Here is a 22,238-nt window from a genome sequence, read left to right on the forward strand (position 1 = left end):
GCGACAACATCAAGATGGTTGTGACGCTGATCCACCCAATCGCGATGGACGACGGTCTGCGTTTCGCAATCCGTGAAGGTGGCCGTACCGTTGGCGCGGGCGTGGTTGCTAAAGTTCTCGGCTAATTGCTGATAACATTTGACGCAATGCGCAATAAAAGGGCATCATTTGATGCCCTTTTTGCACGCTTTCAGATCAGAACCTGGCTCATCAGTGATTAAATTTGTCATAATCATTGCTGAGACAGGCTCTGCAGAGAGCGTATAATCCGAAAAGCGAATTAGCATTTCGATTTGGTTTGCCTCGCAATCGCGGGGTGAAAATGTTTGTAGAATACTTCTGACAGGTTGGTTTATGAGTGCGAATACCGAAGCTCAAGGGAGCGGGCGCGGCCTGGAAGCGATGAAATGGGTAGTCGTAGCCGTGCTGCTGATTGTAGCGATTGTCGGCAACTACCTTTATCGTGACATGATGCTGCCGCTACGCGCGCTTGCAGTGGTAATTCTGATTGCTGCAGCGGGTGGTGTCGCGCTGTTGACGACAAAAGGCAAAGCGACTGTCGCTTTTGCTCGCGAAGCGCGTACCGAAGTCCGCAAGGTAATTTGGCCGACTCGCCAGGAAACATTGCACACCACGCTGATCGTAGCGGCGGTTACCGCTGTAATGTCACTGATCCTGTGGGGACTGGATGGTATTCTGGTTCGCCTGGTATCCTTTATCACTGGCCTGAGGTTCTGAGATGTCTGAAGCCCCTAAAAAGCGCTGGTACGTCGTTCAGGCGTTTTCCGGTTTTGAAGGCCGCGTAGCAACGTCGCTGCGTGAGCATATCAAATTACACAACATGGAAGAGTTATTTGGCGAAGTTATGGTTCCGACCGAAGAAGTGGTCGAGATCCGTGGCGGCCAACGTCGCAAAAGCGAGCGTAAATTCTTCCCGGGTTACGTGCTGGTTCAGATGGTTATGAACGACGCGAGCTGGCACCTGGTGCGCAGCGTACCGCGCGTGATGGGCTTTATCGGCGGCACGTCTGACCGTCCGGCGCCAATCAGCGACAAAGAAGTTGATGCGATTATGAACCGCCTGCAGCAGGTGGGTGATAAGCCGCGTCCGAAAACGCTGTTTGAACCGGGTGAAATGGTTCGTGTTAATGACGGTCCGTTTGCTGACTTTAATGGCGTGGTTGAAGAAGTGGACTACGAAAAGTCCCGCCTGAAAGTGTCCGTTTCTATCTTCGGTCGTGCGACCCCGGTAGAACTGGACTTTGCCCAGGTCGAAAAAGCCTAAGCAGCGATCAAAAAAGCGACGATTTAATCGTTGCACAAGGCGCGAGATTGGAATACAATTTCGCGCCTTTTGTTTTTATGGGCTGCGGCCTGTAAAACGATTTTATTCACGGGGAGCCTCCTTGAGGCGTTATCACCCAATCAGAGGATTTTAGAATGGCTAAGAAAGTACAAGCCTACGTCAAGCTGCAGGTTGCAGCAGGTATGGCGAACCCAAGTCCACCAGTTGGTCCAGCTCTGGGTCAGCAGGGTGTGAACATCATGGAATTCTGTAAAGCGTTCAACGCCAAAACCGAATCCATGGAAAAAGGTCTGCCAATCCCAGTTGTTATCACTGTATACGCTGACCGTTCTTTCACTTTCGTTACCAAAACCCCTCCAGCAGCAGTTCTGCTGAAGAAAGCGGCGGGTATCAAGTCTGGTTCCGGTAAACCGAACAAAGACAAAGTGGGTAAAATTTCCCGCGCTCAGCTGCAGGAAATCGCGCAGACCAAAGCTGCCGACATGACTGGTGCCGACATTGAAGCGATGACTCGCTCAATCGAAGGTACTGCACGTTCCATGGGCCTGGTAGTGGAGGACTAAGAAATGGCTAAACTGACCAAGCGCATGTCCGTGATCCGTGACAAAGTTGATGCGACCAAACAGTACGACATCAACGAAGCTATCGCTCTGCTGAAAGAACTGGCTACCGCTAAGTTCGTTGAAAGCGTTGACGTTGCTGTTAACCTGGGCATCGATGCTCGTAAATCTGATCAGAACGTTCGTGGTGCAACTGTACTGCCACACGGTACTGGCCGTTCCGTACGCGTAGCTGTATTTGCTCAGGGTGCAAACGCTGAAGCGGCTAAAGCTGCCGGCGCTGAACTGGTAGGTATGGAAGATCTGGCTGACCAGATCAAGAAAGGCGAAATGAACTTTGACGTTGTTATTGCTTCTCCAGATGCAATGCGCGTTGTTGGCCAGCTGGGCCAGGTTCTGGGTCCACGCGGCCTGATGCCAAACCCGAAAGTGGGTACTGTAACCCCTAACGTTGCTGAAGCTGTTAAGAACGCTAAAGCAGGTCAGGTTCGTTATCGTAACGACAAAAACGGCATCATCCACACCACCATCGGTAAAGTGGACTTTGACGCTGACAAACTGAAAGAAAACCTGGAAGCTCTGCTGGTTGCGCTGAAAAAAGCAAAACCAACTCAGGCGAAAGGCGTGTACATCAAGAAAGTTAGCATCTCCACCACCATGGGTGCAGGTGTTGCAGTTGACCAGGCTGGCCTGAGCGCTGCTGCAAACTAATGCCTTTACGTGGGCGGTGATTTTGTCTACAATCTTACCCCCACGTTTGCTAACAAAAGTTAGCGGCTAAAAGATTTGTTCGTTGGAGCCTGGCCTAATCCAGGCCTCCGTCGAAGACCGCAGGTGTTTCGCAAGAAACTTAATGCCCTGCGTAGACGGTGACAGAACGCTAAGATTGTTTTTGGATACTCTGGCTTGTTTCTGCTCACCGTATTAAGACGCTCTTTCCGTTGGGGAGAGTGAAGTGAGTTCCGGAACATGAGTTCCGGCAAACATCCAGGAGCAAAGCTAATGGCTTTAAATCTTCAAGACAAACAAGCGATTGTTGCTGAAGTCAGCGAAGTAGCCAAAGGCGCGCTGTCTGCAGTAGTTGCGGATTCCCGTGGCGTTACTGTAGACAAAATGACTGAACTGCGTAAAGCAGGTCGTGAAGCTGGCGTATACATGCGTGTTGTTCGTAACACCCTGCTGCGTCGCGTAGTTGAAGGTACTCCTTTCGAGTGCCTGAAAGACACGTTTGTTGGTCCGACCCTTATTGCATACTCTATGGAACACCCGGGCGCTGCTGCTCGTCTGTTCAAAGAGTTCGCGAAAGCGAATGCAAAATTTGAGGTCAAAGCTGCAGCCTTTGAAGGTGAGTTGATCCCGGCATCGCAAATCGATCGCCTGGCAACCCTGCCGACCTACGAAGAAGCAATTGCACGCCTGATGGCAACCATGAAAGAAGCTTCGGCTGGCAAACTGGTTCGCACTCTGGCTGCTGTTCGCGATGCAAAAGAAGCTGCTTAATCGCAGTTATCTTTATAAAGCATTTGCTTACGTATAAACTTATTCTGATTTTCAGGAACAATTTAAATGTCTATCACTAAAGATCAAATCATTGAAGCAGTTGCAGCTATGTCCGTAATGGACGTTGTAGAACTGATCTCTGCAATGGAAGAAAAATTCGGTGTTTCCGCTGCTGCTGCTGTAGCTGTAGCTGCTGGCCCGGTTGAAGCTGCTGAAGAAAAAACTGAATTCGACGTAATTCTGAAAGCTGCTGGCGCTAACAAAGTTGCTGTTATCAAAGCAGTACGTGGCGCAACTGGCCTGGGTCTGAAAGAAGCTAAAGACCTGGTAGAAGCTGCTCCAGCTGCGCTGAAAGAAGGCGTGAGCAAAGACGACGCAGAAGCACTGAAAAAATCTCTGGAAGAAGCTGGCGCTGAAGTTGAAGTTAAATAAGCCAACTTTTCTGGTTGCAGCCTAAGTCATTAGGCTGATGGCTGGTGACTTTTTAGTCACCAGCCTTTTTGCGCTGTAAGGCATCAGTAGCATTTCACACTGTTTGACTACTGGTTGTCCTGACAATGCATGTTTCTATCGACGACTTAATATATTGCGACAGGGTGCGCGCTCTGTGTAAATCGCGACGAAATGATTTAAGCGTGATAGCAACAGGTATTGCGGAAAGTATTCAATTTTCCGGTCCACAAAATGGTGTTGCACAAACTGTCCCTTCGTCGGACAGATGGGTCGACTTGTCAGCGAGCTGAGGAACCCTATGGTTTACTCCTATACCGAGAAAAAACGTATTCGTAAGGATTTTGGTAAACGTCCACAAGTTCTGGACATTCCATATCTCCTTTCTATCCAGCTTGACTCGTTCCAGAAGTTTATCGAGCAAGATCCTGAAGGGCAGTACGGCCTGGAAGCAGCCTTCCGTTCCGTGTTCCCGATTCAGAGCTACAGCGGTAACTCCGAGCTGCAGTACGTCAGCTACCGCCTTGGCGAACCGGTGTTTGACGTTCAGGAATGTCAGATCCGTGGCGTGACCTATTCCGCACCGCTGCGCGTAAAACTGCGTCTGGTGATCTATGAGCGCGAAGCGCCAGAAGGCACCGTAAAAGACATTAAAGAACAAGAAGTCTACATGGGTGAAATTCCACTCATGACAGACAACGGTACTTTCGTCATCAACGGTACTGAGCGTGTTATCGTTTCCCAGCTGCATCGTAGCCCGGGTGTCTTCTTCGACAGCGATAAAGGTAAAACACACTCATCCGGTAAAGTACTGTATAACGCGCGTATCATTCCTTACCGTGGTTCCTGGCTGGACTTCGAGTTCGATCCTAAAGACAACCTGTTTGTCCGTATCGACCGTCGTCGTAAACTGCCTGCGACCATCATTTTGCGTGCGCTGCAATACACCACTGAACAGATCCTGGACCTGTTCTTTGAGAAAGTAATCTTTGAAATCCGCGACAACAAGTTGCAGATGGAGCTGGTGCCAGAGCGTCTGCGTGGTGAGACCGCGTCGTTCGACATCGAAGCCGACGGCAAAGTGTATGTGGAAAAAGGCCGCCGTATTACCGCGCGCCACATCCGTCAGCTGGAAAAAGATGATATCAAACTCATCGAAGTTCCGGTTGAATACATTGCTGGAAAAGTAGCCGCGAAAGATTACGTTGATGAATCAACTGGCGAGCTGATCTGCCCGGCGAACATGGAGCTGAGCCTGGATCTGCTGGCTAAGCTGAGCCAGTCTGGCCACAAACGCATCGAAACGCTGTTCACCAACGATCTGGACCACGGTCCTTATATCTCTGAGACTATCCGCGTCGATCCAACGACCGATCGTCTGAGCGCGCTGGTAGAAATCTACCGCATGATGCGCCCTGGTGAACCACCAACTCGCGAAGCGGCTGAAAGCCTGTTCGAGAACCTGTTCTTCTCCGAAGACCGCTACGATCTGTCCGCGGTTGGTCGTATGAAGTTCAACCGTTCTCTGCTGCGTGATGAGATCGAAGGTTCCGGTATCCTGAGCAAAGACGACATCATCGAAGTGATGAAGAAGCTCATCGATATCCGTAACGGCAAAGGCGAAGTGGACGATATCGACCACCTCGGCAACCGTCGTATCCGTTCCGTAGGCGAAATGGCGGAAAACCAGTTCCGCGTTGGCCTGGTACGTGTTGAGCGTGCGGTGAAAGAGCGTCTGTCTCTGGGCGATCTGGATACCCTGATGCCTCAGGATATGATTAACGCCAAGCCGATTTCTGCAGCAGTGAAAGAGTTCTTCGGTTCCAGCCAGCTGTCTCAGTTCATGGACCAGAACAACCCGCTGTCTGAGATCACGCACAAACGTCGTATCTCTGCACTCGGCCCAGGTGGTCTGACCCGTGAACGTGCAGGCTTCGAAGTTCGAGACGTACACCCGACTCACTACGGTCGCGTATGTCCAATCGAAACGCCTGAAGGTCCAAACATCGGTCTGATCAACTCCCTGTCCGTGTACGCACAGACTAACGAATACGGTTTCCTTGAGACGCCGTACCGTAAAGTGACCGACGGTGTTGTAACTGACGAAATTCACTACCTGTCTGCTATCGAAGAAGGCAACTACGTTATCGCTCAGGCGAACTCCAACCTGGATGACGAAGGCCACTTTGTAGAAGATCTGGTTACCTGCCGTAGCAAAGGCGAATCCAGCTTGTTCAGCCGCGACCAGGTTGACTACATGGACGTATCCACCCAGCAGGTGGTATCCGTCGGTGCGTCCCTGATCCCGTTCCTGGAACACGATGACGCCAACCGTGCATTGATGGGTGCGAACATGCAACGTCAGGCCGTTCCAACTCTGCGTGCTGATAAGCCGCTGGTTGGTACCGGTATGGAACGTGCTGTTGCCGTTGACTCCGGTGTTACTGCGGTGGCTAAACGTGGCGGTACTGTTCAGTACGTGGATGCTTCCCGTATCGTTATCAAAGTTAACGAAGACGAGATGTACCCGGGCGAAGCAGGTATCGACATTTATAACCTGACCAAATACACCCGTTCTAACCAGAACACCTGTATCAACCAGATGCCTTGTGTGTCTCTGGGTGAGCCCGTTGAGCGCGGCGACGTGCTGGCAGACGGTCCGTCCACTGACCTCGGTGAACTGGCGCTCGGTCAGAACATGCGCGTAGCGTTCATGCCGTGGAACGGTTACAACTTCGAAGACTCCATCCTCGTCTCCGAGCGTGTGGTTCAGGAAGATCGTTTCACTACCATCCACATTCAGGAACTGGCATGTGTGTCCCGTGACACCAAGCTGGGGCCAGAAGAGATCACCGCTGACATCCCTAACGTGGGTGAAGCTGCGCTCTCCAAACTGGATGAATCCGGTATCGTTTACATCGGTGCAGAAGTGACCGGCGGCGACATTCTGGTTGGTAAGGTAACGCCGAAAGGTGAAACCCAGCTGACGCCAGAAGAGAAACTGCTGCGTGCTATCTTCGGTGAGAAAGCGTCTGACGTTAAAGACTCTTCTCTGCGCGTACCAAACGGTGTTTCCGGTACGGTTATCGATGTTCAGGTCTTCACCCGTGACGGCGTTGAAAAAGATAAGCGTGCGCTGGAAATCGAAGAGATGCAGCTCAAACAGGCTAAGAAAGACCTGTCTGAAGAACTGCAGATCCTCGAAGCGGGTCTGTTCAGCCGTATCTATGCGGTGCTGGTTGCCGGTGGCGTTGAAGCTGAGAAGCTCGACAAACTGCCACGCGATCGCTGGCTGGAACTGGGCCTGACCGACGAAGAGAAACAAAATCAGCTGGAACAGCTGGCTGAGCAGTATGACGAACTGAAACACGAGTTCGAGAAAAAACTCGAAGCGAAACGCCGTAAAATCACTCAGGGCGACGATCTGGCACCAGGCGTGCTGAAGATTGTTAAGGTGTATCTGGCTGTTAAACGTCAGATCCAGCCTGGTGATAAGATGGCAGGTCGTCACGGTAACAAGGGTGTTATCTCTAAGATCAACCCGATCGAAGATATGCCGCACGATGCTAACGGTACGCCGGTAGATATCGTACTGAACCCACTGGGCGTACCGTCTCGTATGAACATCGGTCAGATTCTGGAAACCCACCTGGGTATGGCTGCGAAAGGTATCGGCGATAAGATCAACGCCATGCTGAAACAGCAGGAAGAAGTCGCGAAACTGCGCGAATTCATCCAGCGTGCCTACGATCTGGGTACCGACGTTCGTCAGAAAGTCGACCTGAGCACCTTCAGCGATGAAGAAGTGCTGCGTCTGGCAGAGAACCTGCGCAAAGGTATGCCGATTGCAACGCCGGTATTCGACGGTGCAAAAGAAGCTGAAATCAAAGAGCTGCTGCAACTGGGTGGTCTGCCAACGTCTGGTCAGATTACGCTGTTTGATGGCCGTACCGGTGAACAGTTCGAGCGTCCGGTAACCGTAGGTTACATGTACATGCTGAAACTGAACCACCTGGTCGACGACAAGATGCACGCTCGTTCTACCGGTTCTTACAGCCTGGTTACTCAGCAGCCGCTGGGTGGTAAGGCGCAGTTCGGTGGTCAGCGCTTCGGGGAGATGGAAGTGTGGGCGCTGGAAGCATACGGCGCAGCATACACCCTGCAGGAAATGCTCACCGTTAAGTCTGATGACGTGAACGGTCGTACCAAGATGTATAAAAACATCGTGGACGGCAATCATCAGATGGAACCGGGCATGCCAGAGTCCTTCAACGTACTGTTGAAAGAGATTCGTTCGCTGGGTATCAACATCGAACTGGAAGACGAGTAATTCTCGCTCAAACAGGTCACTGGTGTCGGGCTAACCCCCGACACCAGATTGTGCTAACTCCGACGGGAGCAAATCCGTGAAAGATTTATTAAAGTTTCTGAAAGCGCAGACTAAAACCGAAGAGTTTGATGCGATCAAAATTGCTCTGGCTTCGCCAGACATGATCCGTTCATGGTCTTTCGGTGAAGTTAAAAAGCCGGAAACCATCAACTACCGTACGTTCAAGCCTGAGCGTGACGGCCTTTTCTGTGCACGAATTTTCGGGCCAGTAAAAGACTACGAGTGCCTGTGCGGTAAGTACAAGCGCCTGAAACACCGTGGTGTGATCTGTGAGAAGTGCGGCGTTGAAGTGACCCAGACCAAAGTGCGCCGTGAGCGCATGGGCCACATCGAACTGGCATCTCCAACTGCGCACATCTGGTTCCTGAAATCTCTGCCGTCCCGTATCGGCCTGCTGCTGGATATGCCGCTGCGCGATATCGAACGTGTTCTGTACTTCGAATCTTATGTGGTTATCGAAGGCGGTATGACGAACCTGGAACGCCACCAGATTCTGACCGAAGAACAGTATCTGGACGCGCTGGAAGAGTTCGGTGACGAATTCGACGCCAAGATGGGTGCGGAAGCTATTCAGGCCCTGCTGAAAAGCATGGACCTGGAGCAAGAGTGCGAGCAGCTGCGTGAAGAGCTGAACGAAACCAACTCCGAAACCAAGCGTAAAAAGCTGACCAAGCGTATCAAACTGCTGGAAGCGTTCGTTCAGTCTGGTAACAAACCAGAGTGGATGATCCTGACCGTTCTGCCGGTGCTGCCGCCAGATCTGCGTCCGCTGGTTCCGCTGGATGGTGGTCGTTTCGCAACGTCGGATCTGAACGATCTGTATCGTCGCGTTATCAACCGTAACAACCGTCTGAAACGTCTGCTGGATCTGGCTGCGCCGGACATCATCGTACGTAACGAGAAACGTATGCTGCAGGAAGCGGTAGATGCCCTGCTGGATAACGGTCGTCGCGGTCGTGCGATCACCGGTTCTAACAAACGTCCTCTGAAATCTTTGGCCGATATGATCAAAGGTAAACAGGGTCGTTTCCGTCAGAACCTGCTCGGTAAGCGTGTTGACTACTCCGGTCGTTCTGTTATCACCGTAGGTCCATACCTGCGTCTGCATCAGTGCGGTCTGCCGAAGAAAATGGCACTGGAGCTGTTCAAACCGTTCATCTACGGCAAGCTGGAACTGCGTGGCCTGGCCACCACCATCAAAGCCGCTAAGAAAATGGTTGAGCGTGAAGAAGCTGTCGTTTGGGATATCCTGGACGAAGTTATCCGCGAACACCCGGTACTGCTGAACCGTGCACCAACACTGCACCGTCTGGGTATCCAGGCATTTGAACCGGTACTGATCGAAGGTAAAGCTATCCAGCTGCACCCGCTGGTTTGTGCGGCATATAACGCCGACTTCGATGGTGACCAGATGGCTGTTCACGTACCGCTGACGCTGGAAGCCCAGCTCGAAGCGCGTGCGCTGATGATGTCTACTAACAACATCCTGTCTCCAGCGAACGGTGAACCAATCATCGTTCCTTCTCAGGACGTTGTATTGGGTCTGTACTACATGACCCGTGACTGTGTTAACGCCAAAGGCGAAGGCATGGTGCTGACTGGCCCTAAAGAAGCTGAGCGTATCTATCGTGCTGGCCTGGCCTCTCTGCATGCGCGTGTCAAAGTGCGTATCACTGAATATGAAAAAGATGCTAACGGCGAATTCGTTGCGAAAACCAGCCTGAAAGACACGACCGTTGGCCGTGCCATTCTGTGGATGATCGTACCGAAAGGTCTGCCTTTCTCCATCGTCAACCAGGCGCTGGGTAAGAAAGCGATCTCCAAAATGCTGAACACCTGTTACCGCATTCTGGGTCTGAAGCCGACAGTTATCTTCGCTGACCAGACAATGTATACCGGCTTTGCATATGCAGCGCGTTCAGGTGCATCTGTTGGTATCGATGACATGGTTATCCCAGAGAAGAAACACGAGATCATCTCTGAAGCGGAAGCCGAAGTTGCTGAGATCCAGGAGCAGTTCCAGTCTGGTCTGGTTACCGCGGGCGAACGCTATAACAAAGTTATCGATATCTGGGCTGCGGCGAACGATCGTGTATCCAAAGCGATGATGGATAACCTGCAAACCGAAACCGTGATTAACCGTGACGGCGTAGAAGAGCAGCAGGTTTCCTTCAACAGCATTTACATGATGGCCGACTCCGGTGCGCGTGGTTCTGCAGCACAGATTCGTCAGCTGGCAGGTATGCGTGGTCTGATGGCGAAGCCAGATGGCTCCATCATCGAAACGCCAATCACCGCGAACTTCCGTGAAGGTCTGAACGTACTCCAGTACTTCATCTCTACTCACGGTGCGCGTAAAGGTCTGGCGGATACCGCACTGAAAACAGCGAACTCCGGTTATCTGACGCGTCGTCTGGTTGACGTTGCACAGGATCTGGTTGTGACCGAAGACGATTGTGGCACCCTCGAAGGTATCACCATGACCCCGGTTATCGAGGGTGGTGATGTTAAAGAGCCGCTGCGCGATCGCGTACTGGGTCGTGTAACCGCGGAAGACATTCTGAAGCCGGGTACCGCAGACATTCTGGTTCCACGCAACACGCTGCTGCACGAACAGTGGTGTGACCTGCTGGAAGCGAACTCTGTTGACTCTGTGAAAGTTCGTTCCGTTGTATCTTGTGACACCGATTTCGGTGTATGTGCGCACTGCTATGGTCGTGACCTGGCGCGTGGCCACATCATCAACAAAGGTGAAGCAATCGGTGTTATCGCGGCACAGTCCATCGGTGAACCGGGTACACAGCTGACGATGCGTACGTTCCACATCGGTGGTGCGGCATCTCGTGCGGCTGCTGAATCCAGCATCCAGGTGAAAAACAAAGGTAGCATCAAGCTCAGCAACGCGAAGTCTGTTGTTAACTCCGCAGGCAAGCTGGTTGTGACCTCTCGTAACACCGAGCTGAAGCTGATCGACGAATTCGGTCGTACCAAAGAGAGCTATAAAGTGCCTTACGGTGCTGTTATGGCGAAAGGTGATGGCGAGCAGGTTGCCGGCGGTGAAACCGTTGCAAACTGGGATCCACACACCATGCCGGTTATCACCGAAGTAAGTGGTTTCATCCGCTTCACTGACATGATCGACGGCCAGACCATTACTCGTCAGACCGACGAGCTGACCGGTCTGTCTTCTCTGGTCGTTCTGGACTCTGCTGAGCGTACTGCCGGTGGTAAAGATCTGCGTCCTGCACTGAAAATCGTTGATGCTCAGGGTAACGACGTTCTGATCCCTGGTACCGATATGCCTGCGCAGTACTTCCTGCCGGGTAAAGCGATTGTACAGCTGGAAGATGGCGTACAGATCAGTTCTGGTGACACCCTGGCGCGTATTCCTCAGGAATCCGGCGGTACCAAGGACATCACCGGTGGTCTGCCACGCGTTGCGGATCTGTTTGAAGCACGTCGTCCGAAAGAGCCTGCAATCCTGGCTGAAATCAGCGGTATCATCTCCTTCGGTAAAGAGACCAAAGGTAAACGCCGTCTGGTTATCACCCCAGTAGATGGCAGCGAGCCGTACGAAGAGATGATTCCTAAGTGGCGTCAGCTCAACGTGTTCGAAGGTGAACGTGTAGAACGTGGTGACGTGGTTTCCGACGGTCCAGAAGCGCCGCACGACATCCTGCGTCTGCGTGGTGTGCATGCTGTTACTCGTTACATCGTTAACGAAGTACAGGACGTATACCGTCTGCAGGGCGTTAAGATTAACGATAAACACATTGAAGTTATCGTTCGTCAGATGCTGCGTAAAGCAACCATCGATAGCGCGGGCAGCTCTGAGTTCCTGGAAGGCGAGCAGGTTGAATACTCACGCGTCAAGATCGCTAACCGCGATCTGGAAGCGAACGGCAAAATCGCTGCGACCTTCTCGCGCGATCTGCTGGGTATCACCAAAGCGTCTCTGGCAACAGAGTCCTTCATCTCTGCAGCATCGTTCCAGGAGACCACGCGTGTCCTGACCGAAGCCGCTGTAGCAGGTAAGCGTGATGAACTGCGCGGTCTGAAAGAGAACGTTATCGTAGGTCGTCTGATCCCGGCTGGTACCGGTTATGCGTACCATCAGGATCGTATGCGTCGTCGTGCTGCAGGCGAACTGCCAGCTGCACCGCAGGTAACTGCTGAAGATGCATCCGCGAGCCTGGCAGAGCTGCTGAACGCAGGTCTGGGTGGTTCTGACAACGAGTAATCGTTGATTCAGCAAATAAAAAAACCCGCTTCGGCGGGTTTTTTTATGTCTGCATATTTTTCAGTTTATCAGCGGTAGCCGACGATACAGCTCAATCATATCGCCCGCCAGGTCCTGAATGACCATCGCGTTCATCAGGTGATCCTGAGAGTGGACGGTGATCAGGTTAACCGGTAGCTTTCCGGTCCCTTCATCAAGACCAATCAGCTGCGTCTGGATGGTGTGGGCATGTTTCACGTATTCACGCGACTCTTCCATCGCCTTTTCGGCTTCGTCAAAGTCACCTTTACGGGCCATCTGCAACGCCGTAAGGGCAGCACTGCGCGCTGCTCCCGCGTTGACCAGCAGTTCCATGATCGTTGTTTCTAAATCTTCCACGGGTCACTCCAGTAATTTAAGCGCTTTTTCCAGGACGACATCACCTTTCATCATGCCGTAATCCATCATGTCGATCACCGCGACCTTTTTACCCAGCGGATCGGCCTGCGCCTGAAGTTTAGCCTGCTCGTATTTAACCTGTGGCCCCAGCAATACGATGTCAGCCGTCGCGATATTATCTTTAAACTCCGCAACCGGAACGGCTTTAATGGTGACTTCAACCCCTTTTTTCTGCGCGGCGTCTTTCATACGTTGAACCAGCATGCTGGTTGACATTCCCGCTGCACAGCATAAAACGATGTTCTTCATAATCAGCCTCGATCTACATGTGTTTATTGATAATTATCCCGTGCAGACCGCTTCAACAACCGCTTTACCGCGATTGTGTGTCAGGCATCACAAAGAAATGGGTGATTTTCTGAAACCGGTTACAATTTTGCATGAAAGCGCACGCTGCCCGTCGAAACGGACAGCGTGGGAGGGAAGAAATTAACGGATGGAGGTCCGAAGGATGCGGTTTTTACCCTGCTGTTTTGCGCTGTAAAGTGCGTTATCCACGCTCCCGACAAATTGCTCCAGCGGTTCGAAATGCCATTCCCCCAGGCCTGCACTGAACGTGACCTGCAGGTTTTCTTCGCGCCAGACGCGTTTTTCAATGGTGGTACGCCACGCTTCCAGCAACGAGATTGCATCAGCAATTTGCGCAGCCTGGAAGACCACCGCAAACTCTTCTCCACCGTACCGGTACACCGAGATGTGGTGCGGTTGCATGATCTGGATCCCTTCACGCGCCACGTTACGCAGGACAATATCGCCGCTAAGGTGGCCCCAGGTATCGTTGATTGATTTGAAGTTATCGATGTCCACCAGCGCCAGTGCGAAAGGCTGTTGAGCCGCCATTAACTCTTCCACATCGGTATCGAACGCGCGGCGGTTTTTGCAGCCTGTTAGCGCATCGTGGGTTGCCTGGCGGACATATGCCATCTCACGCTCTTTATTCGACTGGATGGTATGACTCAGCATCGCTTCCAGACGCGGTGCCTGGCTGACGTCGCCAGTTTTGATGGCGTTGATAATATGCATCAGCACGGTACGCGAGGCATGGCGAAGGTACAAACCGAAGAGAATGATAATAATCGCCGCCAGTGCAAATCCCCAACCAACGATAGTGGTTTCGTGGCGGGTTATATCCGTCAGGGTCGCGCCAAAGACCCGGTAGATGACAAACCAATCCGGGTTAGTGAAGGAGTAGTAGTAATACCAGGTTTTACTTTTCCGGTCGTATAAATGCCCCTCGCCGCTGGTCATTTTGTCCATCAGCGCTTCGCTCACGTATTTTTTGAACAGCGCGCCCGTGTCAGGATGAAGCACCACGGTTCCGTCGCGCTCGACGACGAAGAATTCCCCTTGTACAGGGGCCACCATCTGTCGAAGGGTATACCCCATCGACGCCAGATCAAGATGAAAGGCCAGGGTTCCCTTGAGTCTGCCTTCTGTTGAAATCAATGGCTTATAAAGCGTGACCGTTGGATGCCCGGTAAAGTAGTCCATATAAGGGTGGGTATAATGGCTGAAAATACTGGCTTCCGCGTGGGCGACAAACCACGGGCGAGTCCGCGGATCGGCGTTTTTACTCTTTTCCGTGGGAGGCGCTTCTGGAACGTGCAAATAATGCCCTTCCGTGTCGGCCAGCGAGATGGATGACACGGTCGGCATCAGGTTTTGCAAATGCATCAACATCTGCAACCCTTGCGTCGGGTTGATGTTCAGCGTCTCATTCAGTATTTCGTTGCGGGAAAAGTACATCGCAGAACGACCAAGAATATAGTCGTTTTCACGCAACATTGATTCGGTATAGTTAACCGCCAGATTATGCGTGAAATTACCATTAATTTTATGATAATCCTCAAGAAAATCCTTTCGTTGCGAAAGCGTAACCACGACAGCGATCAGTGCAAAACTGCACAGTATCCCCGCGAAGCTGGCCATTATTGGCCGGGTAAAAGAGAGTTTTTTGCTGTGAAGTGCCATGAGTTGTACATCATTCCTGAGGGTGAATGCTTTTCGTCTGCCGATATCCTCTCAGCATAGTCGCAGTCCTGCGGTTAGCTGTGAATTATACGGAACACGATTTCAGACGAGATGATTTATCTTAAGAATGGCTAAGAAATTACTCATAAAATCAGAAATTCAGTGTGCACGATAAGTCAGAGGCAGGGCGAAACGAGGAAGAAGCTTTTCGCCCTGGTCAGCGTCCGTTGCTGACCACATGACAATAAAAAACCGGACGATAGCTGACAATCATCCGGTTGTGACTCTCCGTGGCGCCTCGTTTTATTTCTGCGGAGTTGCAGTATGTTTCAGCGTAATTGCGAGGCTCTTCCCAGCCAGCTGTCCCAGTCTTTCCAGACCGGCTGCAGCCCCTGCGCGCTCAGGGCCGCGGCGACCGCTTCCGGACGTCGTCCATCATGTGGGGCAAACTGCTCCAGTTCAGGGTGGTCATCGGCATAACCGCCCGGCTGTGTTTTGGAAAATGCGCTCACGTTGTTTATCGCAAGCGGGATCACGCGGTCGCGGAACGCCGGTGATTCACGTGTTGAGAGCGATAATTCAACCTCCGGGGCAAGCAGGCGAAACGCGCAGATCGTTTGTACCAGCTGGCGCTCGTCCATGAGTGAGGCCGGTTCAATCCCGCCAGCACACGGGCGCAGCCGGGGGAAAGAGATGGAGTAGCGGCTCTGCCAGTAGTGCTGCTGAAGCCACAACAGATGTTCCGCCACCATATAACAATCCACGCGCCAGCTATCGGAAAGCCCAATCAGCGCACCAAGACCAATTTTGTCGATCCCGGCACGTCCGAGCCTGTCCGGTGTTTCAAGGCGGAAGAAGAAGTCCTGTTTCTTGCCCTTCAGGTGATGCCGGGCGTAGGTCGCTTCGTGGTACGTTTCCTGATAGACCATCACTCCATCCAGTCCGAGCGTTTTGAGCTCCGCATACTCATCCTGCGACAGGGGCTGCACTTCCATCTGCAACGAGGCGAACTGACGACGAATGGCAGGAAGGTGCTGACGGAAATAGTCCATTCCGACTTTGCCCTGGTGCTCACCGGTGACCAGCAGGAGATGCTCGAAGCCCATTTCCCGGATGGCCGCACACTCGCGCGCGATTTCCTCCTCATTAAGCGTCTTACGCTTAATGCGGTTGCTCATGGAGAAGCCGCAGTAGGTACAGTCATTGGCGCACAGGTTTGAGAGATAGAGCGGGACGTAAAAGCTCACCGTGTTGCCAAAGCGCTGTCGGGTGAGACGCTGGGCGCGCTGGGCCATCGACTCCAGATAAGCGCTGGCCGCAGGGGAGAGCAGGGCCATTAAATCGTCGCGGGTCAGATGGCGCGCATTCAATGCGCGCTCGACGTCGACCGGCGTTTTGCTGTTGATGCGCAGGGCAATGTCGTCCCAGTTAAGCTGCCGCCAGCGGTCGGTAAAGGTGGTCATGAGATTGCCTCCAGAAAACCGGTCAGCGGGCTGGTGGCCTGCGCCTGAAAACTGCGCGAGCCAGGGCCTGATTGCCGTGCCAGCAGGCCAGCCTCCACCGCCATGCGAAACGCGCGCGCCATCATGACCGGATCGTCGGCAACCGCGATGGCCGTGTTCACCAGCACCGCGTCCGCCCCCATTTCCAGCGCCTGCGCGGCATGGCTTGGTACGCCAATACCCGCATCCACCACCACCGGCACGGTGGCCTGCTCAATGATGATCTCCAGCATTGCCCGGGTTTCCAGCCCCTGGTTGGAGCCAATAGGTGCGCCCAGCGGCATAACGGCGGCGCAGCCAACGTCTTCCAGCCGTTTGCAGAGTACCGGATCGGCACCGCAGTAAGGCAGAACGATGAACCCTTGTTGTACCAGCTTTTCCGCCGCTTTCAGCGTCTCGATCGGGTCGGGCAACAGCCAGCGAGCATCCGGGTGAATTTCCAGCTTCAGCCAGCGTGTGCCGAGCGCTTCACGCGCCAGGTGAGCGGCGAAAATGGCCTCTTCGGCCGTTTTCGCGCCGGAAGTATTTGGCAGTAGCGTGACGCCAGCTTCCAGTAAAGGCGCCAGAATGGCATCACTGTGATGGCGCAGATCCACGCGCTTTAACGCCAGCGTGACCAGCTGGCTGCCGCTTTCACGGATGGCATCGACCATCAGCTGGGGTGATGCGAATTTCCCGGTTCCGGTAAACAGATGTGAATCAAAGACTTTATCGGCAATACGTAACATCTCAGCCCCCTGCGATAACCTGAAACAGCAGAATCTGGTCGCCTTCATTGACCTGCTGATGTTCCCACTGCTCGCGCGGCAGGATCTGTTGATTGAGCGCCAGCGCCGTTCCCGGCTTGAGCTGGCGCAGTTTATCGAGCAGCACGGCAACGGTGAGCCCGTCCTCGCATTTCATCGGCTCATCGTTAAACAGAATGCGCATTGCCGCCTCCACATACCGGGCAGTGGCTGGCGCGGTGTAACGCCAGATGACGCCAGCCGCTGGAGCGGGCGTCAAATAACCGCAACATGTTGCGCTCGGTCTCCATTCCGCTGAGCAGCTTGATGGCCTCGAGCGCCTGCAGGGTACCCATCACCCCCACAACCGGGCCAAGAATGCCCGCGGTGCGACAGTTACGCTCTGGCTCAGCATCGTCTGGCCACAGACAGCGATAGCAGCCCTGCGCCCACGGCGGTGTCAGGACCATCATCTGCCCGCCGAATCCCACCGCGCTGGCGGTGATAAGCGGCGTATTTTTTGCGACACAGGCGGCATTGATCGCCTGGCGGGTTGCCATATTGTCGGTGCAGTCCAGCACCACGTCGGCCAGGGCGACTTCTCGGAGCAGATTGTCGCCGCTGAGCCGCTCCTGACACGCAATGAGCTCTATATCCGGGTTCAGCTGGTTCAGGCGCTGGCGGGTAATGTGTACTTTGGGCTGGTTGATATCCTCGGTGGTAAAGAGGATTTGACGCTGCAGGTTGCTAAGATGCACCTCGTCGTCATCGGCCAGTACCAGCGTGCCCACGCCTGCACCGGCCAGATAGAGCGCGGCAGGCGCGCCTAATCCGCCCAGCCCGACAATCAAAACCCGGCTGGCGAGTAGCTTTTGCTGTCCGTCGATGGCGATATCCTCCAGCAGGATCTGGCGGCTATAGCGCATAAAGTCACGATCATTCATCGCCTGCTCCTGCCAGTTGTAAGAGCTGCCGGGTGGCGGCCTGCCAGTCTGCGGCCTGGGTGATGGCACTGACGACGGCGATACTGCCGACACCGGTATCCAGCACGGCCGGCGCGCGTTCAAGGCTAATCCCGCCGATGGCCACGGTCGGGTACTGCGCAAGACGCTTCACGTGAGCCGCCAGCTGTGCCAGCCCTTGTGGCGCGGAGGGCATCTGTTTAGTTTGCGTCGGGAAGACGTGTCCAAGCGCAATGTACGAAGGGCGTGCCGCCAGCGCCACGTCAATCTCCATATCGTCATGGGTCGAGACACCCAGGCGCAAACCGGCTTCCCGGATGGCATTCAGGTCTGTGGTCTCCAGGTCCTCCTGACCCAGATGCACGCCGTAGGCCTGGTGCTTTATCGCCAGTCGCCAGTAGTCGTTGATAAACAGGCGGGCGTGATACCGACGCCCCAGCGCGATGGCGGCGGCGACATCGTTCTCCACCTCCTCATCGCGTTTATCTTTGATGCGCAGCTGCAGCGTGCGTACACCTGCCTCCAGCAGGCGGGCAACCCACTCCACGCTGTCCACCACCGGGTAGAGCCCCAAACGAAAGGGCACGGGTGGGAAATCGGGCTGGTACATTACGCCTCCTCTTTTTTGAGGTAGATTTCGCCGCCTTTCGCGCGGAAGGTTTCTGACATATCCGCCATGCCCACTTCAATGGTTTGCGCGGCGGCGTAGTCACGCACTTCCTGGCTGATCTTCATCGAGCAGAATTTTGGCCCACACATGGAGCAGAAATGGGCCACTTTGCCGGACTCCTGCGGCAGGGTTTCGTCGTGATAGGCGCGGGCGGTAAACGGGTCGAGCGCGAGGTTAAACTGATCTTCCCAGCGGAATTCAAAGCGGGCCTTCGACATCGCGTTATCGCGAATTTGCGCGCCCGGATGGCCTTTCGCCAGGTCCGCAGCGTGGGCGGCAATTTTGTAGGTGATAAGCCCCTGCTTCACGTCCTCTTTGTTGGGCAGACCGAGGTGCTCTTTTGGCGTCACATAGCAGAGCATGGCGCAACCGAACCAGCCGATCATCGCCGCACCAATTCCGGAGGTGAAGTGGTCGTAACCCGGGGCAATATCGGTGGTCAACGGCCCCAGGGTATAGAATGGTGCTTCATGGCAGTGCTCCAGTTCTTCCGTCATATTGCGGCGGATCATCTGCATGGGGACATGGCCCGGGCCTTCAATCATCACCTGCACGTCATACTCCCAGGCGATTTTGGTCAGCTCGCCCAGCGTGTGCAGTTCGGCAAACTGCGCTTCGTCGTTGGCATCACGAATGGAACCAGGGCGCAGGCCGTCGCCCAGCGACAGCGAGACGTCGTAAGCGGCACAGATTTCGCAGATCTCGCGGAAGTGTTCGTAGAGGAAGTTTTCCTGATGATGAGACAGACACCACTTCGCCATGATTGAGCCCCCGCGCGAGACAATGCCGGTCAGACGCTTCGCGGTCATCGGCACGTAGCGCAGCAGCACCCCCGCGTGGATGGTGAAGTAGTCTACACCCTGTTCAGCCTGCTCCAGCAGCGTGTCGCGGAACGCTTCCCAGGTGAGGTTTTCAGCGATACCGTTCACTTTCTCCAGCGCCTGATAGACCGGCACCGTTCCGATAGGCACCGGGCTGTTACGCAGGATCCACTCGCGGGTTTCGTGGATATAACGCCCGGTGGAGAGATCCATTACCGTGTCCGCGCCCCAGCGCGTTGACCAGACCAGCTTCTCGACCTCTTCTTCGATGGAGGAGGTGACTGCGGAGTTACCGATATTGGCGTTGACCTTCACCAGGAAGTTGCGGCCGATAATCATCGGTTCGGATTCCGGGTGATTGATGTTGGCGGGGATAATCGCGCGGCCAGCGGCCACCTCATCGCGCACAAACTCCGGGGTGATGTTTTCCGGCAGGCGGGCACCGAAACCTTCGCCCGGATGCTGGTGGCGCAGCACTTCGCTACGGATGCGCTCACGGCCCATGTTTTCACGGATGGCGATAAACTCCATCTCCGGGGTGACGATCCCCTGACGCGCATAGTGCAGCTGGGTAACGCATTTGCCCGCTTTTGCCCGTTTCGGCGTCAGCAGGCCCGCGAAGCGCAGTTCATCCAGGCCATCGTCGGCCAGACGCTCTTTGGTGTAGGCAGAGCTGCGAACCGTCAGTTCTTCGCAGTCGTTACGCGCGTCAATCCAGCGCTGGCGCAGTTTTGCCAGACCCTGCTGCACGTTAATGGCCACATCAGGATCGCCGTACGGGCCAGACGTGTCGTAGACTGGCACGGCTTCGTTGTCTTCATACTGCGGGTTTTCTTTGCTGCCGCCAAGAAGCGTCGGGCTAAGCTGGATTTCGCGCATCGGAACGCGGATATCCGCCCGAGAGCCGGTGATGTAAATACGCTTAGAGTTCGGGAAAGCGGTGCCTTCCAGGGTGTCGATGAAGTGTTGGGCGTGTGCGCGCTGTTCGCGGCGGGTCAGTTTAGTAGTAGACATAGCTCATTCCAAAAGTGAAGGACATGGCTTGTCAGACGACGGATGAAGCAAGAGGAGATCGCCCGGGGGCGATACTACAGCAGTTTTACTCTTGTTCCCTTCGCAGGTATTAGCCTGATCAGGTTCCGCGGATCCCGAATTAACGGTCTCAGCCCGTGCTTTCACACTGGGCACTCCGACAAGAAATTTACACGCCATCGTTCACGCTATCGCATGAATGATTTCGTGTAATACCCCTCCTGAGAGGGGCGAATGTTTGTAAACTACTCGTTAACGATTAAGAACTCAAGCAGGCCGCGCGATGTTATCTTCGTTGCTGGCCTTAGAATCGTTATCCAGCACGAGGGCGATCAGCTTATCTTCCAGCGAGAATCGCTCTTCCAGCGCTTCGCCGAGATCGGACAGCGCCTGTTGAAACTCAAGGTAGTTGTCGTGATCGATGGCGTTCTCGAGGGTGGAATCGTAGTAATTCATGATCTGCTGGGTATTGGCTTCCAGCAACGGGTAGAGTTTGGATGCCGTTAAATACGGGCTAGTGCCTTCCATTTCGCGGATAATGCGTTCATAAATATTGAAATGGCCGTCGGACAGGTAGTCGACCAGGCTCTGACAAAAATCATCCAGCGCTTTTTCATTCAGCCGCATAAACGATTCTTTGCCAGGCTTAATACCGACCAGATTGTAATAAGCCACGAGTAGATGCTTGCGCACATGTAGCCAGCGATCCACCAGTTTGTTACTTCCTCTAACGCGCTCAGTCAGGCTTTCTAGCTGGTTTAACATGTTCGACTCCGCAAGGTTTAGAATTGATTCTGCTTATCCAAAATGTAACCACAATGCTAACAACATGTCAGTGAAGCGAAGGTAGTGCAATAGATATGGATCGTATTATTGAAAAATCAGATCTGGGTTGGTGGATTGTCAGTCACGAACAAAAATTATGGCTACCCGGTGGGGAAATACCCTATGGCACTGCCGATCGTTTCGATCTCGTTGGTCAGCCTGCGCTGAAGATCGGCGAGTGGCAAGGGGAGCCGGTGTGGTTGATCCAGCAGCCTCGCCGCCAGGACATGGGATCTGTTCGTCAGGTGCTGGATCTCGATGTGGGCCTGTTCCAGCTGGCAGGCCGTGGCGTGCAGCTGGCCGAGTTTTACCGATCGCATAAATACTGCGGATACTGCGGGCATACCATGCACCCGAGCAAAACCGAGTGGGCCATGCTCTGCAGCCACTGCCGTGAACGCTATTATCCGCAGATTGCGCCGTGCATTATCGTCGCTATCCGGCGAGACGATTCCATCCTGCTGGCGCAACATACCCGCCATCGCAACGGCATTCATACTGTTCTTGCCGGGTTCGTTGAAGTGGGCGAAACGCTGGAGCAGGCGGTGGCGCGTGAAGTAATGGAAGAGAGCGGGATCCGGGTGAAGAACCTGCGTTACGTGACGTCTCAGCCGTGGCCGTTCCCGCAGTCGCTGATGACGGCGTTTATGGCCGAATACGATAGCGGTGAGATTGTTATCGACCAGAAAGAGCTGCTGGACGCGAACTGGTACCGTTATGACGATTTGCCACTGTTACCCCCGCCGGGAACGGTAGCCCGTCGGCTGATAGAAGATACCGTGGCAATGTGTCGGGCCGAGTATGAGTAGTGTTACACTCACGGACTGACGCAATAAGGAACTGCAA

At 53.9% G+C, this 22,238-nt stretch carries 18 protein-coding genes, 3 pseudogenes and 1 riboswitch; of the genes and pseudogenes, 10 read left to right on the top strand and 11 right to left on the bottom strand.

Annotated features, from left to right (window positions below; genetic code table 11):
* From tuf to rpoC, 9 genes and pseudogenes are all read left to right on the top strand, one after another.
* Positions 1-125 (top strand): annotated as a pseudogene (tuf, locus tag AAIR21_RS24915) (elongation factor Tu); the annotation flags it as partial.
* A 229-nt stretch (positions 126-354) separates the two neighbouring features.
* Positions 355-738, top strand: coding sequence for a preprotein translocase subunit SecE (gene secE / locus AAIR21_RS24920; RefSeq protein ID WP_003862342.1), 384 nt, complete (start codon positions 355-357; stop codon positions 736-738).
* A 1-nt stretch (position 739) separates the two neighbouring features.
* Positions 740-1,285 (top strand): transcription termination/antitermination protein NusG, encoded by a 546-nt coding sequence (gene nusG / locus AAIR21_RS24925; protein ID WP_003862341.1) that lies wholly within the window; start codon positions 740-742, stop codon positions 1,283-1,285.
* 155 nt (positions 1,286-1,440) lie between these two features.
* Positions 1,441-1,869 (top strand): 50S ribosomal protein L11, encoded by a 429-nt coding sequence (gene rplK / locus AAIR21_RS24930; RefSeq protein ID WP_008808007.1) that lies wholly within the window; start codon positions 1,441-1,443, stop codon positions 1,867-1,869.
* A 3-nt stretch (positions 1,870-1,872) separates the two neighbouring features.
* The gene (rplA, locus tag AAIR21_RS24935; protein ID WP_006810530.1) at positions 1,873-2,577 is read left to right on the top strand and encodes a 50S ribosomal protein L1; all 705 of its coding nucleotides are present in this window, start codon (positions 1,873-1,875) and stop codon (positions 2,575-2,577) included.
* A gap of 291 nt (positions 2,578-2,868) precedes the next feature.
* Positions 2,869-3,366 carry a 50S ribosomal protein L10 gene (gene rplJ / locus AAIR21_RS24940; protein WP_004097644.1) on the top strand — a complete coding sequence of 166 codons (498 nt, stop codon included), beginning with the start codon at positions 2,869-2,871 and terminating at the stop codon, positions 3,364-3,366.
* Between the two features lie 66 nt (positions 3,367-3,432).
* Positions 3,433-3,798, top strand: coding sequence for a 50S ribosomal protein L7/L12 (gene rplL / locus AAIR21_RS24945; protein ID WP_014168154.1), 366 nt, complete (start codon positions 3,433-3,435; stop codon positions 3,796-3,798).
* Between the two features lie 319 nt (positions 3,799-4,117).
* Positions 4,118-8,146, top strand: a complete 4,029-nt coding sequence (gene rpoB, locus AAIR21_RS24950) for a DNA-directed RNA polymerase subunit beta (protein ID WP_020882980.1) — start codon at positions 4,118-4,120, stop codon at positions 8,144-8,146.
* Positions 8,147-8,222: 76 nt separating this feature from the next.
* Positions 8,223-12,446: a DNA-directed RNA polymerase subunit beta' gene (gene rpoC / locus AAIR21_RS24955; RefSeq protein ID WP_014168156.1), complete on the top strand. Its 4,224-nt coding sequence runs from the start codon at positions 8,223-8,225 to the stop codon at positions 12,444-12,446.
* 60 nt (positions 12,447-12,506) lie between these two features.
* On the opposite strand, the gene AAIR21_RS24960 is transcribed toward rpoC, so the two are convergent.
* From AAIR21_RS24960 to AAIR21_RS25005, 10 genes are all read right to left on the bottom strand, one after another.
* The gene (locus tag AAIR21_RS24960; protein ID WP_014168157.1) at positions 12,507-12,824 is read right to left on the bottom strand and encodes a PTS lactose/cellobiose transporter subunit IIA; all 318 of its coding nucleotides are present in this window, start codon (positions 12,822-12,824) and stop codon (positions 12,507-12,509) included.
* A gap of 3 nt (positions 12,825-12,827) precedes the next feature.
* Positions 12,828-13,133, bottom strand: a complete 306-nt coding sequence (locus AAIR21_RS24965; RefSeq protein WP_014068453.1) for a PTS sugar transporter subunit IIB — start codon at positions 13,131-13,133, stop codon at positions 12,828-12,830.
* 180 nt (positions 13,134-13,313) lie between these two features.
* Positions 13,314-14,855, bottom strand: a complete 1,542-nt coding sequence (locus tag AAIR21_RS24970; RefSeq protein ID WP_183516931.1) for a sensor domain-containing diguanylate cyclase — start codon at positions 14,853-14,855, stop codon at positions 13,314-13,316.
* A gap of 329 nt (positions 14,856-15,184) precedes the next feature.
* Positions 15,185-16,318 carry a 2-iminoacetate synthase ThiH gene (thiH, locus tag AAIR21_RS24975; protein WP_183516932.1) on the bottom strand — a complete coding sequence of 378 codons (1,134 nt, stop codon included), beginning with the start codon at positions 16,316-16,318 and terminating at the stop codon, positions 15,185-15,187.
* Positions 16,315-17,085, bottom strand: coding sequence for a thiazole synthase (gene thiG, locus AAIR21_RS24980; RefSeq protein ID WP_134180299.1), 771 nt, complete (start codon positions 17,083-17,085; stop codon positions 16,315-16,317). The genes thiH and thiG overlap by 4 nt, the downstream gene beginning before the upstream one ends.
* Position 17,086: 1 nt before the next feature.
* The gene (gene thiS / locus AAIR21_RS24985; RefSeq protein WP_032679363.1) at positions 17,087-17,287 is read right to left on the bottom strand and encodes a sulfur carrier protein ThiS; all 201 of its coding nucleotides are present in this window, start codon (positions 17,285-17,287) and stop codon (positions 17,087-17,089) included.
* The gene (locus AAIR21_RS24990) at positions 17,271-18,026 is read right to left on the bottom strand and encodes a HesA/MoeB/ThiF family protein (protein ID WP_032679971.1); all 756 of its coding nucleotides are present in this window, start codon (positions 18,024-18,026) and stop codon (positions 17,271-17,273) included. The genes thiS and AAIR21_RS24990 overlap by 17 nt, the downstream gene beginning before the upstream one ends.
* Positions 18,019-18,654: a thiamine phosphate synthase gene (thiE, locus tag AAIR21_RS24995; protein WP_183516933.1), complete on the bottom strand. Its 636-nt coding sequence runs from the start codon at positions 18,652-18,654 to the stop codon at positions 18,019-18,021. The genes AAIR21_RS24990 and thiE overlap by 8 nt, the downstream gene beginning before the upstream one ends.
* A complete protein-coding gene (thiC, locus tag AAIR21_RS25000; protein WP_196087574.1) occupies positions 18,654-20,549 on the bottom strand; it encodes a phosphomethylpyrimidine synthase ThiC in 1,896 nt (631 codons plus the stop codon). Before thiC ends, thiE begins: the two co-directional genes overlap by 1 nt.
* Before the next feature lie 78 nt (positions 20,550-20,627).
* A riboswitch (TPP riboswitch) is annotated at positions 20,628-20,737 on the bottom strand.
* Between the two features lie 97 nt (positions 20,738-20,834).
* The gene (locus tag AAIR21_RS25005) at positions 20,835-21,332 is read right to left on the bottom strand and encodes an Rsd/AlgQ family anti-sigma factor (protein ID WP_014168165.1); all 498 of its coding nucleotides are present in this window, start codon (positions 21,330-21,332) and stop codon (positions 20,835-20,837) included.
* A 95-nt stretch (positions 21,333-21,427) separates the two neighbouring features.
* Between AAIR21_RS25005 and nudC the strand changes: the two are divergent.
* Positions 21,428-22,180, top strand: a pseudogene (nudC, locus tag AAIR21_RS25010) (NAD(+) diphosphatase); the annotation flags it as partial.
* On the opposite strand, the pseudogene AAIR21_RS25015 reads toward nudC, so the two are convergent.
* Positions 22,149-22,238 (bottom strand): annotated as a pseudogene (locus AAIR21_RS25015) (hypothetical protein); the annotation flags it as partial. The pseudogenes nudC and AAIR21_RS25015 sit on opposite strands and share 32 nt — an antisense overlap.

The sequence above is a fragment of the Enterobacter sp. PTB genome (genome assembly GCF_051130085.1).
Taxonomy (GTDB): domain Bacteria; phylum Pseudomonadota; class Gammaproteobacteria; order Enterobacterales; family Enterobacteriaceae; genus Enterobacter; species Enterobacter ludwigii.